The organism is Bradyrhizobium sp. 44, assembly GCF_023073095.1.
In the GTDB taxonomy this organism is placed as follows: Bacteria; Pseudomonadota; Alphaproteobacteria; order Rhizobiales; family Xanthobacteraceae; genus Bradyrhizobium.
Genome location: NZ_JADPIY010000029.1, coordinates 860,037 through 877,794, shown reverse-complemented (window position 1 = coordinate 877,794; position 17,758 = coordinate 860,037). Strand labels below are relative to the sequence as shown.

General features: G+C 63.7%; 20 protein-coding genes. 5 read left to right on the top strand and 15 right to left on the bottom strand.

The genetic code is table 11. From position 1 onward, the window contains the following. Nucleotides 1-21: 21 nt before the first annotated feature. Nucleotides 22-720 carry a histidine phosphatase family protein gene (locus IVB41_RS30035; RefSeq protein ID WP_027567517.1) on the bottom strand — a complete coding sequence of 233 codons (699 nt, stop codon included), beginning with the start codon at nucleotides 718-720 and terminating at the stop codon, nucleotides 22-24. Nucleotides 721-854: 134 nt separating this feature from the next. On the opposite strand from IVB41_RS30035, the gene IVB41_RS30030 reads away from it, so the two are divergent. After that, complete coding sequence (locus tag IVB41_RS30030) at nucleotides 855-1,640, top strand: SDR family NAD(P)-dependent oxidoreductase (protein WP_247437822.1); 786 nt, start codon at nucleotides 855-857, stop codon at nucleotides 1,638-1,640. A gap of 405 nt (nucleotides 1,641-2,045) precedes the next feature. Then, nucleotides 2,046-3,218 (top strand): acetylornithine deacetylase, encoded by a 1,173-nt coding sequence (argE, locus tag IVB41_RS30025; protein WP_027567519.1) that lies wholly within the window; start codon nucleotides 2,046-2,048, stop codon nucleotides 3,216-3,218. A gap of 139 nt (nucleotides 3,219-3,357) precedes the next feature. Here the strand turns inward: argE and IVB41_RS30020 are convergent, their stop codons facing one another. The 3 genes from IVB41_RS30020 to IVB41_RS30010 form a co-directional block, all read right to left on the bottom strand. After that, nucleotides 3,358-3,984 carry a LysE family translocator gene (locus tag IVB41_RS30020; RefSeq protein ID WP_247437820.1) on the bottom strand — a complete coding sequence of 209 codons (627 nt, stop codon included), beginning with the start codon at nucleotides 3,982-3,984 and terminating at the stop codon, nucleotides 3,358-3,360. A 90-nt stretch (nucleotides 3,985-4,074) separates the two neighbouring features. Next, nucleotides 4,075-5,133, bottom strand: coding sequence for a phosphotransferase family protein (locus tag IVB41_RS30015; protein ID WP_247396559.1), 1,059 nt, complete (start codon nucleotides 5,131-5,133; stop codon nucleotides 4,075-4,077). A gap of 132 nt (nucleotides 5,134-5,265) precedes the next feature. Further along, nucleotides 5,266-6,501 carry an acyl-CoA dehydrogenase family protein gene (locus tag IVB41_RS30010; RefSeq protein ID WP_018460217.1) on the bottom strand — a complete coding sequence of 412 codons (1,236 nt, stop codon included), beginning with the start codon at nucleotides 6,499-6,501 and terminating at the stop codon, nucleotides 5,266-5,268. Nucleotides 6,502-6,737: 236 nt separating this feature from the next. On the opposite strand from IVB41_RS30010, the gene IVB41_RS30005 reads away from it, so the two are divergent. Then, a complete protein-coding gene (locus IVB41_RS30005) occupies nucleotides 6,738-7,400 on the top strand; it encodes a TetR/AcrR family transcriptional regulator (protein ID WP_247437808.1) in 663 nt (220 codons plus the stop codon). A 1-nt stretch (nucleotide 7,401) separates the two neighbouring features. On the opposite strand, the gene IVB41_RS30000 is transcribed toward IVB41_RS30005, so the two are convergent. From IVB41_RS30000 to IVB41_RS29970, 7 genes are all read right to left on the bottom strand, one after another. After that, the gene (locus IVB41_RS30000; protein WP_247437806.1) at nucleotides 7,402-7,794 is read right to left on the bottom strand and encodes a RidA family protein; all 393 of its coding nucleotides are present in this window, start codon (nucleotides 7,792-7,794) and stop codon (nucleotides 7,402-7,404) included. A 96-nt stretch (nucleotides 7,795-7,890) separates the two neighbouring features. Then, nucleotides 7,891-8,106 (bottom strand): hypothetical protein, encoded by a 216-nt coding sequence (locus tag IVB41_RS29995; RefSeq protein ID WP_007602925.1) that lies wholly within the window; start codon nucleotides 8,104-8,106, stop codon nucleotides 7,891-7,893. A 103-nt stretch (nucleotides 8,107-8,209) separates the two neighbouring features. After that, the gene (locus IVB41_RS29990) at nucleotides 8,210-9,088 is read right to left on the bottom strand and encodes a 3-keto-5-aminohexanoate cleavage protein (protein WP_247362035.1); all 879 of its coding nucleotides are present in this window, start codon (nucleotides 9,086-9,088) and stop codon (nucleotides 8,210-8,212) included. 202 nt (nucleotides 9,089-9,290) lie between these two features. Continuing rightward, entirely contained in the window at nucleotides 9,291-10,520 is a 1,230-nt protein-coding gene (locus IVB41_RS29985) for a CaiB/BaiF CoA-transferase family protein (RefSeq protein WP_247437803.1), read from the bottom strand. 167 nt (nucleotides 10,521-10,687) lie between these two features. After that, nucleotides 10,688-11,893, bottom strand: coding sequence for an MFS transporter (locus IVB41_RS29980; protein ID WP_247437800.1), 1,206 nt, complete (start codon nucleotides 11,891-11,893; stop codon nucleotides 10,688-10,690). Between the two features lie 114 nt (nucleotides 11,894-12,007). After that, complete coding sequence (locus IVB41_RS29975; protein WP_247437798.1) at nucleotides 12,008-12,856, bottom strand: 3-keto-5-aminohexanoate cleavage protein; 849 nt, start codon at nucleotides 12,854-12,856, stop codon at nucleotides 12,008-12,010. Nucleotides 12,857-12,978: 122 nt separating this feature from the next. Further along, on the bottom strand, nucleotides 12,979-14,370 hold the full coding sequence (locus IVB41_RS29970; RefSeq protein WP_247287064.1) for an MFS transporter: 1,392 nt from the start codon (nucleotides 14,368-14,370) through the stop codon (nucleotides 12,979-12,981). 345 nt (nucleotides 14,371-14,715) lie between these two features. Here IVB41_RS29970 and IVB41_RS29965 point away from each other — a divergent pair, with 345 nt between their 5' ends. Both IVB41_RS29965 and IVB41_RS29960 read left to right on the top strand, forming a co-directional pair. Then, nucleotides 14,716-14,973, top strand: coding sequence for a type II toxin-antitoxin system Phd/YefM family antitoxin (locus IVB41_RS29965; RefSeq protein WP_027567528.1), 258 nt, complete (start codon nucleotides 14,716-14,718; stop codon nucleotides 14,971-14,973). Further along, entirely contained in the window at nucleotides 14,970-15,353 is a 384-nt protein-coding gene (locus tag IVB41_RS29960; protein WP_085351261.1) for a type II toxin-antitoxin system VapC family toxin, read from the top strand. The genes IVB41_RS29965 and IVB41_RS29960 overlap by 4 nt, the downstream gene beginning before the upstream one ends. A gap of 56 nt (nucleotides 15,354-15,409) precedes the next feature. Here IVB41_RS29960 and IVB41_RS29955 read toward each other — a convergent pair whose 3' ends face one another. From IVB41_RS29955 to IVB41_RS29940, 4 genes are read right to left on the bottom strand one after another with little or no spacing between them, the layout of a single operon-like run. Further along, complete coding sequence (locus IVB41_RS29955; RefSeq protein WP_007611679.1) at nucleotides 15,410-15,580, bottom strand: hypothetical protein; 171 nt, start codon at nucleotides 15,578-15,580, stop codon at nucleotides 15,410-15,412. Nucleotides 15,581-15,615: 35 nt separating this feature from the next. Beyond that, the gene (locus tag IVB41_RS29950; RefSeq protein WP_007611681.1) at nucleotides 15,616-15,819 is read right to left on the bottom strand and encodes a hypothetical protein; all 204 of its coding nucleotides are present in this window, start codon (nucleotides 15,817-15,819) and stop codon (nucleotides 15,616-15,618) included. Nucleotides 15,820-15,837: 18 nt separating this feature from the next. Further along, nucleotides 15,838-17,172, bottom strand: a complete 1,335-nt coding sequence (locus IVB41_RS29945; protein WP_247437796.1) for a sorbosone dehydrogenase family protein — start codon at nucleotides 17,170-17,172, stop codon at nucleotides 15,838-15,840. Further along, a complete protein-coding gene (locus tag IVB41_RS29940) occupies nucleotides 17,169-17,621 on the bottom strand; it encodes a DUF2231 domain-containing protein (protein ID WP_247437795.1) in 453 nt (150 codons plus the stop codon). The genes IVB41_RS29945 and IVB41_RS29940 overlap by 4 nt, the downstream gene beginning before the upstream one ends. Between the last annotated feature and the right edge of the window lie 137 nt (nucleotides 17,622-17,758).

The window sequence follows — 17,758 nt, the reverse complement described above, 5'->3', positions numbered from 1 at the left end:
TCCGCGCGACCGGGCAATTGCTCAGGCGAGCTTCTTGACTTCCGGTCCCGCGGGTTGATGCATCGCCGCATGCGCGTCGTCCGCGATCCACGGCTGCTGGTTCACCATCGGCAGCCGCCAGACGCTGCGCTCGGGGCTTGCGAAATAGTCGAGCCGCGTCACCGAGCAATTGTCGATATCGAACGCGAGCCCCCGCTCCGGCTGATTGTCGAGCGCCAAGCCCAGCGCCGCCTTGATGGTGCCACCATGTGCAACCGCGATCACGTCCTGCCCGGCGGCCTCATTGTTGATCCGCTCGATGGTGCGGCGGGCACGGTTGTAGAGATCCATGAAGCTTTCGCCGCCGGGCGCAGGCTCGTTGATATCGGCAAACCAGCTCGAGCCGACGGGACGGCTGGCGATGAACTCGGCGCGGTTCATGCCCTGCCAGCGGCCGAGATTTTGTTCGGCGAGGTCGGCTTCCCATTTCATCGATGCAGGCCTCGGGAAGCCGGCCGCCCAGATCGCTTCGGCGGTCTGATGCGTGCGCATCAGATTGCTCGAATACCAGACCGCCTTGCGTGGCAGCACCTTGGCAACAGCATTGAAGACGTAGGTATCGCTGGTGTCGCAGGCGAGATCAGACTGACCGTAGATGTTGCCGCCGTCATTGCGCACGGGCGCGTGACGGACCCACCACCAGCGTGTCGTGACCACTTTGGGCTTGTCTGCACCTGCCATCGAAACCCTTCCATCCCGTTTGATGTCGCTGTACGTCAGTAGTGAACGTGTCTCAAGACACTTTACCGTTTGAAATCTTGTTTGAAATTCCGTCGCGCGGCAAGCGTCGCGTGCCAACCAAATGGAGAAACCGCATGGGCCGTCTGCAAGGCAAATCCGTCATCATCACCGGTGCCGGCAGCGGCATCGGCCGCGCGGCCGCGCTGCTGTTCACCAGAGAAGGCGCCAGGCTGATCGCGGTCGATCGCAGCGAGGCGGTGAAGGAGACGGTCGACGAGGTAAAGAAGGCCGGCGGTGTCGCGGAAGCGATGGTGGCGGATGCCGGCTCCGAAAAGGACGTCATCGCCGTGATCGACAAGGCGGTGAAGACGCACGGCCGCCTCGACGTGATCTGGGCCAATGCCGGCGTCTCCGGCGGACTCGTCCCGCTCGGCGAGCAGACCGTCGAGCAATGGCAGGAGGTTTTGCGCATCAATCTGATCGGGCCGTTTCTCGCGGTGAAGCATGCGATGCCGCACATGGTGAAGCAGCAGTCCGGTGCGATCGTGCTGACCGCATCCGTCGCGGGCCTCAAGGCCGGCGCCAGCGGTCACCCCTATGCCGCGAGCAAGGCCGGCGTCATCTCCCTGGTGCAGACCACGGCGTATTCGCTCACCGGCACCGGTGTGCGCATCAACGCAGTGTGCCCGGGCCTGATCGAGACCGGCATGACCAAACCGATCTTCGACCGCGCCAAGGAGCGCGGCACCGCCGACAAGATCGGCCAGCTCAATCCGCTCAAGCGCCCCGGCCAGCCGCACGAGCTCGCCGCGATGGGACTGTTTCTGGCCAGCGACGAGGCGTCGTATGTCAATGGCCAGGCCTTCCCGGTGGACGGTGGCCTCACGGCGTCGATGCCGTATACGGGGAAACCGGTTTAGCGCAACTGCTTCAGCACCGTCATTGCGAGCGCAGCGAAGCAATCCAGAATCTTTCCGCGGCGGCAGACTGGATTGCTTCGCTGCGCTCGCGATGACGGAGTCTTTGGATGGCAGCGTCACGCTTCCATTCACATTCTCGATCGCAGATGCACCTTCGCATCCTCGCGGCTTGTTCGCCCGAGCTTTGCTTTGGTCGTCTCACCCTCAAATGAAAGACGGCATACGCCGTTTCCGAATTTCGGCAAAGTTTCGCCGCCGCGCGTTGGGCCACGGCTCGCGTGTTTTGCTCGACGGCAACGCAAGGCGTTGCAGGCTCGGATTTGTGCTGGTTTGCCCTACCACCCGCAACATTGGTATGGTTCGTGCAAGCACTTCAGCTTCCATTCCCCTGACAAGAACGTGAAAATGCCAAGCTCAAGACCCGACCGTATTCGCAAGCTGCTCGCCGACCTCGTCGGCTTCGACACGATCAGCGATCGCTCCAACCTGCCCCTGATCGCGCATATCGAGAGCTATCTCGCCACGCTCGACGTCAAGGGTGAGCGCATCGTCGACGAGACCGGACAGAAAGCCTCACTATGGGTCACCATTGGACCTGAGGACTGCCCGGGCCTGGTGCTGTCGGGGCATACCGACGTGGTGCCCGTGGTCGGCCAGGACTGGAGCCACGATCCGTTCAAGCTGATCGAGCGCGACGGCAGGCTCTATGGCCGCGGCACCACCGACATGAAGGGCTTCGTCGCGGTGTGCCTCGCCATGGTGCCAGAGATGCTGGAAGCGAAGCTCGCGACACCGATCCATCTGGCGATCTCCTATGACGAGGAGATCGGCTGCGTCGGCGTGCGGCCGATGCTGCGCGAGGTCGCGAAGAAACGGATCAAGCCACTCGGCGCCTTCATCGGCGAGCCGACCGAGATGAAGGTCATCATCGGCCACAAGGGCAAGCACGGCGTGCGCGCGACCTTCAAGGGGCTCGCCCGCCACTCCTCGATCGCGCCCGAGGGTGTCAACGCCATCGAATACGCCGCCGAGCTGATCGTCGAAATCCGCCGTCGCGCCGTGGCGCTCGCAGCCGTGCGAGCGGCCGACAGCCTCTACGACGTTCCGCACTCGACGCTGCTCACCAGCATCGTCCATGGCGGCGCCGCGCTGAACATCGTCCCTGATACTTGTACGGTGGATTTCGAATGCCGCGGCATCGGAATTACGGAGTCGCGCGAGGTGACGGATGCGATCGTCGCCTGGGCCAAGGCGAAGATCGAGCCAGCGATGAAGAAGCAGCATCCGGACTGCGGCATCGATTTCGAAGAGATCCTCGACTACCCTGCGCTTGACACGGCGGCCGATGCGACAATCGTCACGCTGGCCAAGAGCCTGGCTGGCCGCAACGACCACGCCAAAGTCGCGTTCGGCACCGAGGCAAGCCTGTTCGCCAGCATGGCCGATATCCCGTCCGTCGTGATTGGCCCCGGCTCGATCGCGCAGGCGCATACACCGGACGAATTCGTGGAAATGGCGGAGCTGGAGAAATGCGCCGGCTTCGTGGAGAAGCTGATCGCGCATTGCGTGAAGGGGTAAGGCTTCTCCTCGTCATTGCGAGCGAAGCGAAGCAATCCAGAATGGTTCCGCGGAGGCAGTCTGGATTGCTTCGTCGCAAGAGCTCCTCGCAATGACGGGAGTATGTGGGGCAGCGCGTATCCCACGTGAGCGGTGCGCCTCATCGCTCCTGCAAGGCCAGCCGCACACCGACGGCGCAGTAGATCGTCCCGACCACCTTGTCCTGCCATTTCACGACGGCCGGATGGCGGCGTAGCAAATTGCCGAGGCGGCCGGCGCCGACGGCGAACACCACCGTACTGAGGAGGCCGAGCAACACGAACACAGCGCCGAAGAGCGCGAGCTGTAGCGTCGTCGAGCCGTGTTCTGGACGGACGAACTGCGGCAGGAACGCGAGGAAGAACAGCGCGGTCTTGGGATTGAGCACTTCGGTCAGCACGGCCTGCCGGAAGGCCCGCGCTGCGCTGATCGCGGGCGCACCGCCATTCACCTCGATCGGCGTCTTGTCGAGCATGGAGCGAATGCCGAGATAGATCAGGAAGCCCGCGCCCGCGTATTTGACGACGCTGAACAGCAGCGCCGACGTTGCAATGATCGCAGAGAGGCCGACGATTGCCATGGTGGTGTGGACCACGTCACCAGCCGCAATTCCCGCGCCCGTCGCGATGCCGACCCTGGTTCCCGAGCTCGCGGCGCGCGCCATGGTGAGGAGCGTCGCCGGACCGGGAATGAAGACGAAGCCGAGGACGATGAGGATGTAGGTGATGAGCGTGGTGTGGTCGATCATGCGGGTATCTCTCTCGTCATTCTGTCCCGTGTCCCGGACACGAGAGGAACGCAAGCAAAGGCGCGGCCGCCGGCAGCGCCTTCGGAGTCCTTAAACCGCGCCGGCCTTCTGCGCATACTCCCAAGACGCTTTCGACAGCGGTACGGTGCGCTTGGCTGACTCCAGCGCCTTGGCATTCGCCGCGGTGCCGTCGCGGACGCGGCCGGCGATGCCTTGCGTGATGCCGGCGAGGCGGAACAGGTTGTAAGCAAAATACCAGTTGAGGTCAGGCACCGTCATCTTGGTGACGTTGCAGTAGATCTGCGCGGCCTCTTCCACGCTCGGGATGTTGAGCGCCTTGAGGTCGGCACCGTCCAGGCCGGGCATCACCCACTGCATCAGCAGATAGGTGAAGTCGGCCATGGGATCGCCGAGCGTCGACAATTCCCAATCGAGCACGGCCTGCACGCGCGGTTCCGTCGCATGGAAAATCATGTTATCGAGGCGATAGTCGCCGTGGACGATCGAGACGCGCGCCTGCTCCGGCACGGTCTTCGGCAGCCATTCGGCGACCTTCTCGAACTCCGGAATGGTCTGGGTCTCGGACGCGCGGTACTGCTTGGTCCAGCGGTCGATTTGGCGCGCGAAATAATTGCCTGGCTTGCCGAAGTCGCCAAGACCGATCGCGACGGGATCGAACATATGGAGCTTGGCCAGGGTCTCGATCTTGCTGGTGAAGATCTTTCGGCGATCTTCCGGCGTCTGGCTCGGCAGCGTCGGATCCCAGAACACCCGGCCGTCTTCCATCGACATGATGTAAAACGCTGAACCGATGATGCTGTCGTCCTGGCACAGCGCATAGGCCTTCGCGACCGGAAAGCCCTGCTTTCCCAGCGCCGCGATCACCCGATATTCGCGATCGACCGCGTGCGCCGACGGCAACAATTTGCCGAACGGCTTTCGGCGCATCACATAGGAGCGGTTCGGCGTGTCGAGCCGGTAGGTCGGGTTGGACTGGCCACCCTTGAACTGGAGGACGACCAGCGGTCCCTCATAGCCTTCGACGTTGTCGCGCATCCAGGCTTCGAGCCGCATCTCGTCGATGCGATGACGCTCCTCGACTGGTTTGGTGCCCGAGAACTCTTCGTCTTTCCTGACGCCGTCAGCCACGATGACGCTCCCTCTTCAGTCCGAACATGATCCTAATCGGTAACCCCCAGCGCACTTGCGTCAAGCGGTCATCCGATCACGGATCATGCCCTGTCGTTTCTTCAAATCGGGAGCGCCAGCATGCTCTCCCGCTTAATGACTGGAAGAGTTTGCATACTTCCGAACCTCGAGCCTGGCAATGGCGCGATTGTGCACCTCGTCCGGGCCGTCGGCGAGACGGAGCGTGCGGATGTGGGCGTAGTCCTTGGCAAGGCCGGCTTCGTCCGAGACGCCTGCACCGCCGAAGGCCTGGATCGCCTCGTCGATGATCTTCAGCGCCATGTTGGGGGCTGCGACCTTGATCATGGCGATCTCGGCCTGCGCGGTCTTGTTGCCGACCTTGTCCATCATGTCGGCGGCCTTGAGGCACAACAGCCGCGTCATCTCGATATTGGTGCGGGCCTCGCCGATGCGCTGCTCCCATACCGAATGCTCGACGATGCGCTTGCCGAAGGCGGTGCGCGAGGTAAGCCGCTTCACCATTTTCTCCAGCGCCTCCTCGGCCTTGCCGATGGTGCGCATGCAGTGATGGATACGGCCGGGACCGAGACGGCCCTGCGCGATCTCGAAGCCGCGGCCTTCGCCGAGCAGGATGTTTTCCTTCGGCACCCGCACATTCTCGAGCAGCACCTGGGCGTGGCCATGCGGCGCGTCGTCGAAGCCGAACACCGGCAGCATCTTCTCGACCTTGATGCCGGGGGTGTCGAGCGGAACCAGGATCTGCGACTGCTGCTGGTGCTTGGCCGCCTTGAAATCGGTCTTGCCCATCAGGATCGCGATCTTGCAGCGGGGATCGCCGACGCCGGACGACCACCATTTGCGGCCGTTGATGACGTAGTGATCGCCGTCCTTCACGATGCTGGTCTCGATGTTGGTGGCATCGGACGAGGCCACCGCCGGCTCCGTCATCAGGAAGGCGGAGCGGATCTCGCCGTCCATCAGCGGACGCAACCATTTGCGCTTCTGCTCCTTGGAGCCGTAGCGCATGAACACTTCCATGTTGCCGGTGTCGGGCGCGGAACAGTTGAAGACTTCCGAAGCCCAGGAAATGTGGCCCATCTGCTCGGAGAGCAGCGCGTATTCGAGATTGGTCAGTCCCGCGCCGCGGAATTCGTCATCCTCATGCTCGTTGGGCGGCATGAACATGTTCCAGAGGCCTTCGGCCTTCGCCTTCTTCTTGAGATCCTCGAGCACCGGGATCACCTTCCAGCGTTCGCCGCTGCGATCCTGCTCATCATAGACCGGCACGGCCGGGCGCACGTGCTTGGCCATGAAGGACTGCACGCGGTCGAGCCATTCCTTCTGCTTCGGCGACAGATCGAAATCCATGGGACGCTCCTCGTCTTTGCCAACTCGTTTTGGCGATTTTGTTTGGCGAACTTGTTTTGCGCCGGACTGTCCACCCGCATTGTGCGACCCGCAAGTGCGAATGCGCGGCTTGCGGACGCTCCGGAACCCATTCGCACTTTTGCGAACGACTCCTGATTGCGGATTGACTTTCCCGGCCTTCAAACGATAGTTTCATACAACTGTTTGAATTGCAACTCCCTCCCCGAGGGGCTCCCATGGCCAGCGATCATACCCGGACTGCCATTCTCGCCGCCGCCGAACGGCTCTACGCCGATCGGGGGTTCGGCGACGTTACGCTGCGCGACATCGTCGCGGAGGCCAATGTCAACCTCGCGGCGGTGAACTATCATTTCGGCTCGAAGGACGAGTTGATCGCGGAGCTGTTCGTGACACGCTCGATCGCCACCAACCGCGAGCGCTTGCGCGAATTGAAGGCGGCGGAAGAACAAGGCGGCGGTCGAGCGCCGATCGAGGTGATCTTGCACGCCCTCGTTGGCCCGACGCTGCGCGGCTGCCTCGGTCCCGAGAACCAACGGTCGAGCGCGGCGCGCTTCATGATCCGCGCCTCGATCGAATCCGTGCCTCCGATCCGCCGCATCAAGAACCGCGAGATCGACCATTTGCGGAAATTCGCCGGCGCGATGCGAAGGTCCCTGCCCGATCGCAGCGACGTCGATATCTACTGGGGCCTGAATTTCGCGCTCGCCATGGCGCACCACACCATCCGCGAGAGCGAGCGGCTGACGAAATTATCGGAAGGCAAATGCGATCTCGACGACGTCGAGGACGTGGTCGCGCGCGTCGTCAGCGTGGCGACGATGGCGCTGACGGCGGGACGGACAGAGGCGAAGGCGCCGCCAAAGGTAGCGGCGCGCTAACTCACATCATCGCGATGCAGTCGATCTCGACGTCGAAGGGGCCGAACCATTCCGGCGTGCAGACGAAGATCCGCGCCGGCGGATCGTGCGGGAAATAGCGCGCATAGACGGCGTTGAACGCGGCGAAGTGTTGTGTCGAGGTGCAATAGACGTTGCACTTCATGACGTTGTCGAAGCTTGCGCCTGCCGTCTGAAGGCACAGCTTCATCTGCTCCATGATCAGTTCGCTCTGCCGTTCGATCGGCACGTCCGCGATCTCGCCCGTGTCGGGGTCGAACGGCGGCAGCCCTGCGACGAAGATCATGTTGCCGGCGCGCGTGACAGGCGAGACCGGGGCGTTCCGGCGGTCAAGGAATGTCGAGATCGGTTCGACGCGGAGCGCTTCGCGTTTCATGGACGGCCACCTTCGGTTCAAGCGAGATGACGGCTTTCTACATCATAGCGCAGCCGTCATGCTTCGCTTTCGACCGAAGTGTGTCGCCGAGCCCGCCTAGGCGTGCTGCGGCATCTCCTCGGCCTCTTCCTTGGCGAGCAGCAGCAGCATCTCGATGCCCATGTCGCCTTCCTGCGGCGAGCGGATGAACTTTATTTCGTCGGCGCTTTGCCGCAACGCGGCAACGATCGCGACGGCCTGGTTGGCCGTTGCCGCCTCGGTCGCCAGAATTGCCTTCTGGTTCTTGGCCTGAAACCCGATCGTGTAGGACATGCGTTCCCTCCCGGACTGAGTGGAAGGATCGAATCTGAGTCGCGCGCGGAGCGGAAGCCTGTGTGAGTACGGACCGGGATTATCTGGGGATGGCCCGCAAGCCTCAGGCAAGCCCGAGCATCGCGCGGGCCTCGTTGGCGGTCGCGACGCTCGCACCCAGGCCCTTGACGATGCCGGCGGCACGCGCAACCAGCTCGGCATTAGTCTTCGCCAGCACGCCCTTTGACATATAAAGATTGTCCTCCATGCCGACGCGGACGTGGCCGCCGAGCAAATAGGCTTGCGCCACCATCGGGAATTCAGCGCGGCCGATACCGAAGCCCGACCAGATCGCGCCCGGCGGCAACAGGCTGCGGGCATAGAACATCGTCTCGGGCGTTGCGGAGAAGCCGTATTTGACGCCGAGCACGAGCGAAAACAGGCCCGGTCCTTTCAGCGTGCCGTCGGCAAGGAGATCGCGGGCCAGATGGCAGTCGCCGGAATCGAACAGCTCGATCTCCGGCAGCACGCCGGCGGCCTTCATCCGCTCGGCCATGATGCGGACGTTGCGCGGAGTGTTGATCACCACCTCGCCACCCGAGTTCATGGTGTTGAGATCGAGCGTGCAGATGTCGGGCTTGAGCAGCTCGATGTGCTCGACTCGCTTTTCGGGCTGGAGCAGCGTGGTGCCTGCAGCGGCGACGCGAGGGTCTTCGACTGAAGGCACGAAGCGCCCGCCGGGACCGGTCGTGAGGTTGATGACGAGAGACGTGTTGCGGGCGCGAATGCGATCCACCACATCGCGATAGAGATCGATCTCCATCGAAGGCCGCCCCGTCGCGGGATCGCGGACGTGGATATGGGCAATCGCGGCGCCGGCTTCGGCAGCTTCCAGCGCCGATGTCGCGATCTGCTCGGGCGTGATCGGCAGATGCGGCGATTGCTCGGGCTTTGTCAGATTGCCCGTGATCGCGCAGGTGATGATGGTCTTGGTCGGGGTCATGCGTACTGTCCCTTTTCGTAAAACGCGCCACGAGCACCGGACCTCCTCCTTCTCCCCTTGCGGGAGAAGGTGGTGCGAAGCGCCGGATTAGGGGTTCTCTCCACGAACTCAACTCACAACGGCGCGCGCGGACAGAACCTCACCCGTCTCGCCGCTATGCGGCGAGCCACCCTCTCCCACAAGGAGCGAGGGTAAGAAATCGCTAGATGATGCCCTGCTGCTTCAGCGTCTCGATCTTGCCGGCATCATAGCCGAGCTTGCTGGCGAGCACCTCCTGGGTGTGCTCACCGAGCAGCGGCGGGGCGCGGTAGTCCTTGATCGGGGTTTCCGAGAGCGTCAGCGCGTTGCGGATCAGCGAGAGATCGGGCTGGAAGGGATGATCGACCTTCACCCGCATGCCGCGCGACTGGACATGCGGATCGGAAAACACCTGCTCGAAATTGTTGATCGGACCTGACGGCACGCCGGCCTCCTCCAGCTTGTCCAGCCAATAGGCCACCGGCTGCTTCAGGAACAGGCCGGCGAAGATCGCCATGATCTCCTTGCCGTGCACGACGCGGTCGTTGTTCTTGACGAAGCGCTTGTCGGTCGCGAGCTCGGGCGCGCCGAGCACGGCGCAGGTGCGTTGGAACTGGCCGTCATTTCCGACCACCAGCATCAATTCGCCGTCGGTGCAGCGGAACACGCCGGCCGGCATGCCGCCATTGCCCCAGGTGCCGCGGCGCGGCGGCGTCTTGCCGTTGACGAGGTAGATCTGCAGCCAGTGCGACAACGACGCGATGACGGTGTCGAACAGGCAGACGTCGATGTGCTGTCCCACGCCATCATTGGCGTCGCGATGATAGAGCGCCGAGAGAATCCCGATCGAGGTGTTCATGCCGGTCATGTAGTCAACGATCGAGGGGCCGACCTTCATCGGCCCCTCGCCGGGCTCGCCGTCGATATGGCCGGTGACGCTCATCAGGCCGCCCATTGCCTGCAGGATGGCGTCATAGCCGGCGCGCGGCGCATAAGGGCCGGTCTGGCCGAAGCCGGTCACCGAGCAGTAGATGATGCCGGGATTGATCGCCTTGATGGACTCGTAGTCGAGGCCGTAGCGCTTGAGATCGCCGACCTTGTAGTTCTCCATGAAAACGTCGACGTCCTTGGCGAGCTCGCGGATGATCGCCTGCCCCTCGGGCTTGGCGATGTTGACCGTGACCGACTTCTTGTTGCGGTTGGCACAGAGGTAAAACGAGTTGTTGTTGTTGGCCTTGCCCTCGGGGTCGGTCAGATAGGGCGGGCCGAAGGCGCGCGCGTCGTCACCCGTGCCCGGCCGCTCGATCTTGATCACCTCCGCGCCCAAATCGCCCAGCATCTGGGCCGACAGAGGCCCGGCAAGCACGCGGGTGAGGTCAAGGATCTTGATGCCTGAGAGCGGCAGGGCCGACATGTCGAATTCCTCCGGGACCTGGATATTGGCGCGGCGGCGAGATCGCGGGCCGCGCTCCCTGCGGATACACTATTTTGGCGGTCCGAGCACTGCGCTGGCGGCATACAGCTATCCGGCCGCCCGCCCGGCCAAGGTCACCGCGGCGAATTTCCGCAGCGCGAATATTCTCAGGTCGCGGCCGCTGCAGCCACCTGCGGCCGCCGCCGGCCGAGCAGGACCAGGATCAGCACCGTGGCGCAGGAGCAGACGAAGGTGAGACCGAGCGCGCCGCGGCTGCCGAACTGGGTGAGCAGGCCGACAAGGAGCGGCGGCGAGACCGCGGATGCGAGATTGAGCGGCAGCGCGATCATCGACATCGCCTTGGCGAACTCGGTCTGATCGTAGAACACGAGCGGGATCGTTGCCCGCGCCACCGCCATCGCGCCGCTGCCGGCGCCGTAGAGCAGGATGAAGGCCGCAACCGCCCAGGTCGCGCCCTCGCTCGTCATCAGCAGCAGCATGGCGATCGGCAGCGCCGTGCCGGCGACGAGCCCGGTCGTGATTCCATCCCACCGCCCTCCGCCGAGAAAATCGAGCCCGCGCGCGCTGACCTGGATCACGCCCAGCATCGAGCCGAACGCGAGCGCCTGCGCCGGGGGAAGCCCCTCCGCCCGGAGCAACTCGATCATGATAGCGCCGATGCCGAAATTGACGAAGGCGTTCAGCGTGATCGCGGCGACGACGAGGCTGAAGGTGCTCCTGGGAATCGCAGGCGGCGGCAAAGACTTCACCGACTCACCACCACGACCCGCGGCGATTTTCCGGCGCGGGGCGAGGAACGCGTAGAGCGGAAGGTTGATGACGACCATCATGGCCGCATAGACCAGGCACGTCCCGCGCCAGCCGAGCAGACCGCTGAGGAACGACGTCGTCGGCCACAAGATGCTGCTCGACAAGCCAGTCACCAGCATCAGCGCGCCGATCGCGTTCTTGGCCTGCCGCCCGGCGACCTCGTTCAGCATGATATAGGCGCCGGTCGACAGCGTGGCGCTGCCGGCGATGCCGAGGACGATCCAGGCGGCGAAATACAGCATCGGCTCGCGCGCGAGGGACAACAGTATGAAGCCCGGCACGGTGAGGACCGTACCTGAGATCATCACCTTTCGTGCACCGTGCCGTGCAAACGACTTGGCGAGCCAGGGCGCGCACAGTCCCATCGACACATAGAGCACGGACGTCCCGGCGAACACCGCCGGCAAGCTCATGCCGAGATCGGCCGCGAGATCGCGTCCGACGATGGCGGGAAGACCTATCGTACCCCACCCAACAAGCTGGGAGACCGCGAGCACCAGCAGGACACCGATGAGCCTGCTGTCAGATTTCAGAAACCGCATTCCAACCGTCGCCTGCCCGCCAGGCGCAGATCACGCCTGTGACGCCAGTCTTACGCCCGGACTCAGTGCAGGGAAACGCCGGCCGCCGAATGGCAGCAGGCGGCCGGGAGCATGTCAGGAGGCGGCAGGAGCTCCCTGCCCCGCGATCCCGAGCAGGGATCGCGCCTCGGCCGCAGTCGCCACGCGCCGGCCGTGGCGCGCGACAGCCTCACCGGCGACGACCACGAGTTCGGCGTTGCTGGCAGCGAGGCGCGCCTTGTCGATCCTGATATTGTCCTCGAGTCCGGTGCGGACCGCATCGGCGCCCCGCGCGAGCGTCCAGCCCATGACCTCGGCCTGGTGGCGTCCGATCCCGGCTGCCGTCCACGTCGCCTTCGGGATCAGCCGCCTGAGCTCTCCCAGTAGAATGTCGAGGACATGCTCGTCCGCGGGCATGGCGTTCTTGACGCCCATGACGAACTGCACGTGCGGACGCGCGTCGATCAGCCCGGCCTCGATCAAGCGGCGGGCCCCGTGCAGATGCGACAGATCGAAGATCTCAATTTCCGGCCGGATGCCATTCGCCTTCATGCCGGTGGCGAGAGTCTCCACCAGCGCGGCGCTGTTCTCGTAGACGATGGTCGGAAAGTTCACCGATCCCGTGGACAGCGAGGCCATGTCGGGCTTCAGGTAGAGCGACGATCCGCGCGCCGAGGGATCGCGGCCCCGCCCGCCGGTCGAGAACTGAACGATCATGTCAGGACAGTGCTTCCTGATCCCCTCCTGCACCACGGCGAAACGCTCGGGATCGGAGGACGGCGTCTCGTCGTCGTTGCGAACATGGATGTGGGCGAGCGTGGCACCGGCTTCGAAGGCCTGGTGCGTCGACTCGATCTGTTCGGACGGCAGGATCGGGACCGCCGGATTGTCCTTCTTGCGCGGAACGGAGCCGGTGATGGCGACAGCGACGACGACGGGGTTCATCTTGCAACCTCATATTGATTGCGCTCACGCGCACCAAATTCGAATCGGCAGCCTGACTATGCAGTGAGGCCCTGCCGCCGCGAACATCGTCGATCGCGGCGGCAGTTGCCTCTACCATACCGTCAGGTCCGAACCGTGGCAGCCCCGCTCACTGCATCGCCGGCCCGCTGGCGGTCATAATCTGCCCGCGGCATCGGAACGGCATTGGGATTGCCCAGATCGTCGATCCTGATCCGATAGGTTTCCCGCGCGGTCAGGGCCGCCAGCGCGGCGATGACCGTGATAGCGAAGGCAATCGCCCCCACCGTTAACGGGATGTTTGTCGAGCCGGGCGGCGCGACGGTCGCAAACAGGGCGGGAAGCAATGCGGTGATGGTGGTTCCGATGTTCTGCGATATCGCCATCGCCGAGACGCGGGTGCGGGTCGGAAACAGCTCCGGGTAAAAGCTCGGGAAGATCGCGTTGTAGCCCTGATAAACTACGCCCCACATCAGCAGCGACACCAAGATTGCCAGCGGCACATTCCTGATGCTGATGGCATAGAGATAGCAAAAGGCGAGCAAGCCGGAGAGAAGCGCGCCTACGATGATCGGAGGCTTGCGGCCGACCTTGTCGGAGAGATTGCCGACGAAGGGAATGACGAAAACCGCCAGCATGTTTCCGAGCACGGGGATCCAGAGATAAACGTCCTTGGCAAAACCGATCCCGTAGGCCGGCTGCACCGCATAGGCCGCGCCGAAGATGGTCGCAACGACAGGAATGACATTCATCAGCGCCATGCAGATGACCCTGAGCATGTCGCGCCAGCTCAGCTTGATGGCCTGGACGATGGGCGCGCGCGGCGTTTCTCCCCGTTCGCCCTCGCGGGCAAAGGCAGGGGTCTCGTCGACTTCGCGACGGATGATGTAGCCCGCGACGATGACGAAGAAGCTGAGCAGGAAGGGAATCCGCCAGCCCCAGCTGTTGAAGGCCTCGGTCGGCATATAGGCCGCCAAGGGCAGGAAGATTGCTGCGGCGAGGATCTGTCCGGCCTGCACCCCCTGAAGCGCGAAGCTGGCATAGAAGCCCCGCCGACCGAACGGCGCGTGCTCCAAGATCATCGAGCTTGCGCCTGAGATTTCGCCGGCAACGGCAAATCCTTGCACGAGGCGCAGAAAAACGAGCAGAATTGGCGCCAGGATGCCAACCTGCTGGTAGGTCGGCAGGATACCCACAGCCATCGTCGAGATGCCCATCAGGAACATGCAGACGATGAGAACCGTCTTGCGGCCATGGGTGTCGCCCCAGTGCCCGAGCACGAACGCGCCAATCGGCCGGGCCACATACCCGACGCCATAAGTCGCCAGCGAGGCCACGATCGCGACGGTGGGATTCTCCGACGGGAAGAAGATTTGCGGGAAGATCAGTGACGCGGCGGTCGCGTAGATGAAGAAGTCATAATATTCGAGAGCCGACCCGATCCAGCCGCTGGCAGCGGCTTTCCTGGACTGACTCATCTGATGGATCGCGGTCATCTCAAGATTCCTCCCTTGGGTTTTGCTGACGTCCCGTTGACGGGCTTCGCTCAAAATTGGGCACCCCTCCCCGGCCGCTCTGCGGAGTTCCGCGAGCGCTTGTCACTGCCGATAGGTGTCTGCTTGGTGGCGACGATAGGCTATCGCCGGGCTAACACAATTACCCAGTTATTCGACAAACCTAACATGATGTTATTTGTGCGAGAGCCCACGTCCCGGCGAACACCGCCGGCAGGCTCATGCTGAGATCGGCCGCGAGATCGCGTCCGACGATGGCTGGTCGGAGGTGGTTGACATTGGACCATTGCATGGTCCATTTTATGGAAATTGAGGAAGGACAATGAGATGCGGGTCTCCGTTACCGACGCAAAAGGACAATTGACCGATCTTGTCCGCCGCGCAGAGGCCGGCGACGAGGTGATCCTGACGCGGCATGGACATCCGGCGGTGCGGCTCGTCCCGGTCAAGCTTCCGCCGGACCGCGCCGCCCGCCGGACCCTGCTCGAGGCGGCACGAAGGACCGGCGGGGCCAAGGCTATTCCCGGACCGAGCGCCGCACGCAGTCAGGACTTTCTTTTCGGCGATGACGGACTGCCGGAATGATCGCGGTCGATACCTCCGCACTGATGGCGATTGTGCTTGACGAACCACAAGCCGATGCTTGCATCACCGCGCTTGACACCGCCGACGAAATCCTGATCTCGGCGGCCTCCGTTGCAGAAAGCCTGATCGTCGCGGCACGGCGGGGCGTCGACGAAGAGATGAACAAGCTGATCAACGATCTCGGTTTGAACGTGATCTCGGTGACCCAAGCTTCGGCCGAACGCGTGGCGCAAATCTACTCGCGTTGGGGCAAAGGCATTCGTCCTGCCGGTCTCAACTTTGGTGACTGCTTCGCCTACGATGTCGCCAAGGAGCATGGCTGCGCACTTCTTTATGTCGGCGACGACTTTGCCAAGACGGATATCGTTGCGGCGGCGTAGTCGACGACCGCCGGTGCGGCGACTTACCGGCCGAACAGAAAAGCCGCCGGCAGCCGTCAGGCTGTATGGCCGGGATCGACCTGCTTCGGCGTTTTCTTGTCTCGTTGAGGTGTCATCTTGGCCGGATCCGGCGCATTCGGCACGCCGCGCGGCCCGAGCTGGTCGCGCTGGATGTCGTCTTCGGAGCGGGAGGGCTCAATGCCGTTCGGCTCACGGGGCTTGGTCATCGCAGGCTCCTGAAGTGTGTCGCTCGGAGTGTCCATCAAATTCCCAGCGCGTTTTCGCCGGCTTCGCGGCCGGGCACGCTGACATGAACTTCGTGCCCCTCGCGAAGCGCCAACGATGCTGCGGCAACCGCCGACTCGAAGGCCGCTTCCTTGGTGGAGTATCTGTTCTTGACGTCGCCGTCGTGCAGCACGCCCCATTCGTCCTGCACGGGGACGATCGTGTATTGAGCAAGGCCCATCATTTAACTCCTCGAGATCTATCGCTGCGTGAGCTGCGGGTGCGCGGCGGTCACGCGCCACACCGTGTTGCCGCTGTCATCGGCGACCAGCAGCGCGCCGGTCTTGTCGATGGCGACGCCGACGGGCCGCCCGCGCGCCTGGTTGTCGCTGTTGAGGAAGCCAGTGACGACGTCCTGCGGCGGGCCGCTGGGCTTGCCGTCCGTGAACGGCACGAACACCACCTTGTAGCCGTTCAAGACCTGCCTGTTCCAACTACCGTGCTCGCCGACGAACGCGCCGCCGCGATAGGCCGCCGGCAAACTCGCGCTGGTGTTGAAAGCCATTCCAAGCGGCGCCACATGCGAACTCAGCGCATAGTCAGGCACGATCGCCTTGGCAACGAGGTCGGGACGCTCCGGCTTGACGCGCGGATCGACGTGCTGGCCGTAATAGCTGTAGGGCCAGCCATAGAAGCCGCCGTCCTTCACCGACGTCATGTAGTCCGGCACGAGATCGGGACCGAGTTCGTCGCGCTCGTTCACCACCGTCCACAGCGCCCCCGTCTGCGGCTCGAAACTGAGGCCGTTGGGATTGCGCAAGCCGCTTGCGAAGATGCGCCAGCGGCCGCTGGCACGGTCGATCTCGAGGATGGCGGCGCGATTGTGCTCGGCCTCCATGCCGTTCTCGGTGATGTTGCTGTTGGAGCCGACGCCGGCATAGAGCTTCGAGCCGTCTGGGCTCGCGACCAGACTCTTGGTCCAGTGATGGTCGATCGGTCCGCCCGGCAGCAGCGTCAGCACCGTGCCCGGCGCGGTGATCTTGGTATCGCCTTCGGTGTAGGGATATTTGACGATCGCATCGGTGTTGGCGACATAGAGATCGTTGCCAACCAGCGCGACGCCGAACGGCGAGTTGAGATGGTCGAGGAAGACGCTTTGCGTGTCCAGGACGCCGTCGCCGTTGCTGTCGCGCAGCAGCGTGATGCGGTTGCTCTCGCCGGTGTCGCCGCCGGATGTCGCCCAGGACTCGATGTATCCCATCACGATTTCCTTGGGCCGCTTGATCGGAGCGCCCTTCGGCGCCTTGGATTCCACCACCAGCACGTCGCCGTTGGGCAGCACGTAGAGGAATCGGGGATGCTGCAAGCCGGTCGCGAAGGCCTTGGCCTGCAAGCCCTGCGCAACGGCCGGCGTCTCGTCCTTTTTCCAGCCGACGATGCGCGCGATGTGCATCGGCGGCAGCAGATATTGCTGGATGTCGGGAAGCGTCGGGTTGGCGCCGGTTTGCGCCTTCGGATCGCCACTGCCGTCGTTGCAGCCGGCGAGACACAGCAGCGAGGCACACAACAGCATCCGAGCGATTGCGGAGTTCATCGCGCAACTCCTACGCCGTGGCGGTACACCATGGCCCAGCCGAGCCAGCCGGTGACCGGCAGGATCAATACGGTGATGGCTGAAAGAAGGAGCCCGGTCGGCCACACCGAGGTCCAGGCATCGCGCGTGTGGATCAACGCATTGATGGTCGCCAGGACCAGCGCCAGCGCGTTGCCGATCAGATGCGGCCAGGCCGGCGGCTGCGCCCGCACCAGGCGGTTGCCGAGGAAATCGGTCAGGCCGGCGATGGCGGCCAGCACGCCGAAGATGACGCCGACGACCAGAAGCCAGGCGGAAAAATCCGCCCACATGATCTCGGCAGTGACGACATAGGCGATGTCGGTCAGCAGCGCCCCGATGAAGCACGCGATCGGGATCGGCACCAGCATCGGATGAATCGGATGGCCCGCGATTTGTGCGGTCGCGCGCACGCGCACGTCTTGTTGCACGGTTGGCCTCTTGTCAGATCGCTGCCTCTCCCCGGTGGAAAACACCCGCTTTCCACGAAGGTTCCTGATGGTGCACCGCGGCGCCGCTGCGCCTCGACAGCGTTGCGGCGTGCGAGCACTTACCAGGAACCCCTTGC

Coding starts and splice junctions, on each gene's coding strand:
- IVB41_RS30035 (WP_027567517.1), bottom strand. CDS start 720: ATGGCAGGTGCAGACAAGCCCAAAGTGGTCACGACACGCTGGTGGTGG.
- IVB41_RS30030 (WP_247437822.1), top strand. CDS start 855: ATGGGCCGTCTGCAAGGCAAATCCGTCATCATCACCGGTGCCGGCAGC.
- argE (WP_027567519.1), top strand. CDS start 2,046: ATGCCAAGCTCAAGACCCGACCGTATTCGCAAGCTGCTCGCCGACCTC.
- IVB41_RS30020 (WP_247437820.1), bottom strand. CDS start 3,984: ATGATCGACCACACCACGCTCATCACCTACATCCTCATCGTCCTCGGC.
- IVB41_RS30010 (WP_018460217.1), bottom strand. CDS start 6,501: ATGGATTTCGATCTGTCGCCGAAGCAGAAGGAATGGCTCGACCGCGTG.
- IVB41_RS30005 (WP_247437808.1), top strand. CDS start 6,738: ATGGCCAGCGATCATACCCGGACTGCCATTCTCGCCGCCGCCGAACGG.
- IVB41_RS30000 (WP_247437806.1), bottom strand. CDS start 7,794: ATGAAACGCGAAGCGCTCCGCGTCGAACCGATCTCGACATTCCTTGAC.
- IVB41_RS29995 (WP_007602925.1), bottom strand. CDS start 8,106: ATGTCCTACACGATCGGGTTTCAGGCCAAGAACCAGAAGGCAATTCTG.
- IVB41_RS29990 (WP_247362035.1), bottom strand. CDS start 9,088: ATGACCCCGACCAAGACCATCATCACCTGCGCGATCACGGGCAATCTG.
- IVB41_RS29985 (WP_247437803.1), bottom strand. CDS start 10,520: ATGTCGGCCCTGCCGCTCTCAGGCATCAAGATCCTTGACCTCACCCGC.
- IVB41_RS29980 (WP_247437800.1), bottom strand. CDS start 11,893: ATGCGGTTTCTGAAATCTGACAGCAGGCTCATCGGTGTCCTGCTGGTG.
- IVB41_RS29975 (WP_247437798.1), bottom strand. CDS start 12,856: ATGAACCCCGTCGTCGTCGCTGTCGCCATCACCGGCTCCGTTCCGCGC.
- IVB41_RS29970 (WP_247287064.1), bottom strand. CDS start 14,370: ATGACCGCGATCCATCAGATGAGTCAGTCCAGGAAAGCCGCTGCCAGC.
- IVB41_RS29965 (WP_027567528.1), top strand. CDS start 14,716: ATGCGGGTCTCCGTTACCGACGCAAAAGGACAATTGACCGATCTTGTC.
- IVB41_RS29960 (WP_085351261.1), top strand. CDS start 14,970: ATGATCGCGGTCGATACCTCCGCACTGATGGCGATTGTGCTTGACGAA.
- IVB41_RS29955 (WP_007611679.1), bottom strand. CDS start 15,580: ATGACCAAGCCCCGTGAGCCGAACGGCATTGAGCCCTCCCGCTCCGAA.
- IVB41_RS29950 (WP_007611681.1), bottom strand. CDS start 15,819: ATGGGCCTTGCTCAATACACGATCGTCCCCGTGCAGGACGAATGGGGC.
- IVB41_RS29945 (WP_247437796.1), bottom strand. CDS start 17,172: ATGAACTCCGCAATCGCTCGGATGCTGTTGTGTGCCTCGCTGCTGTGT.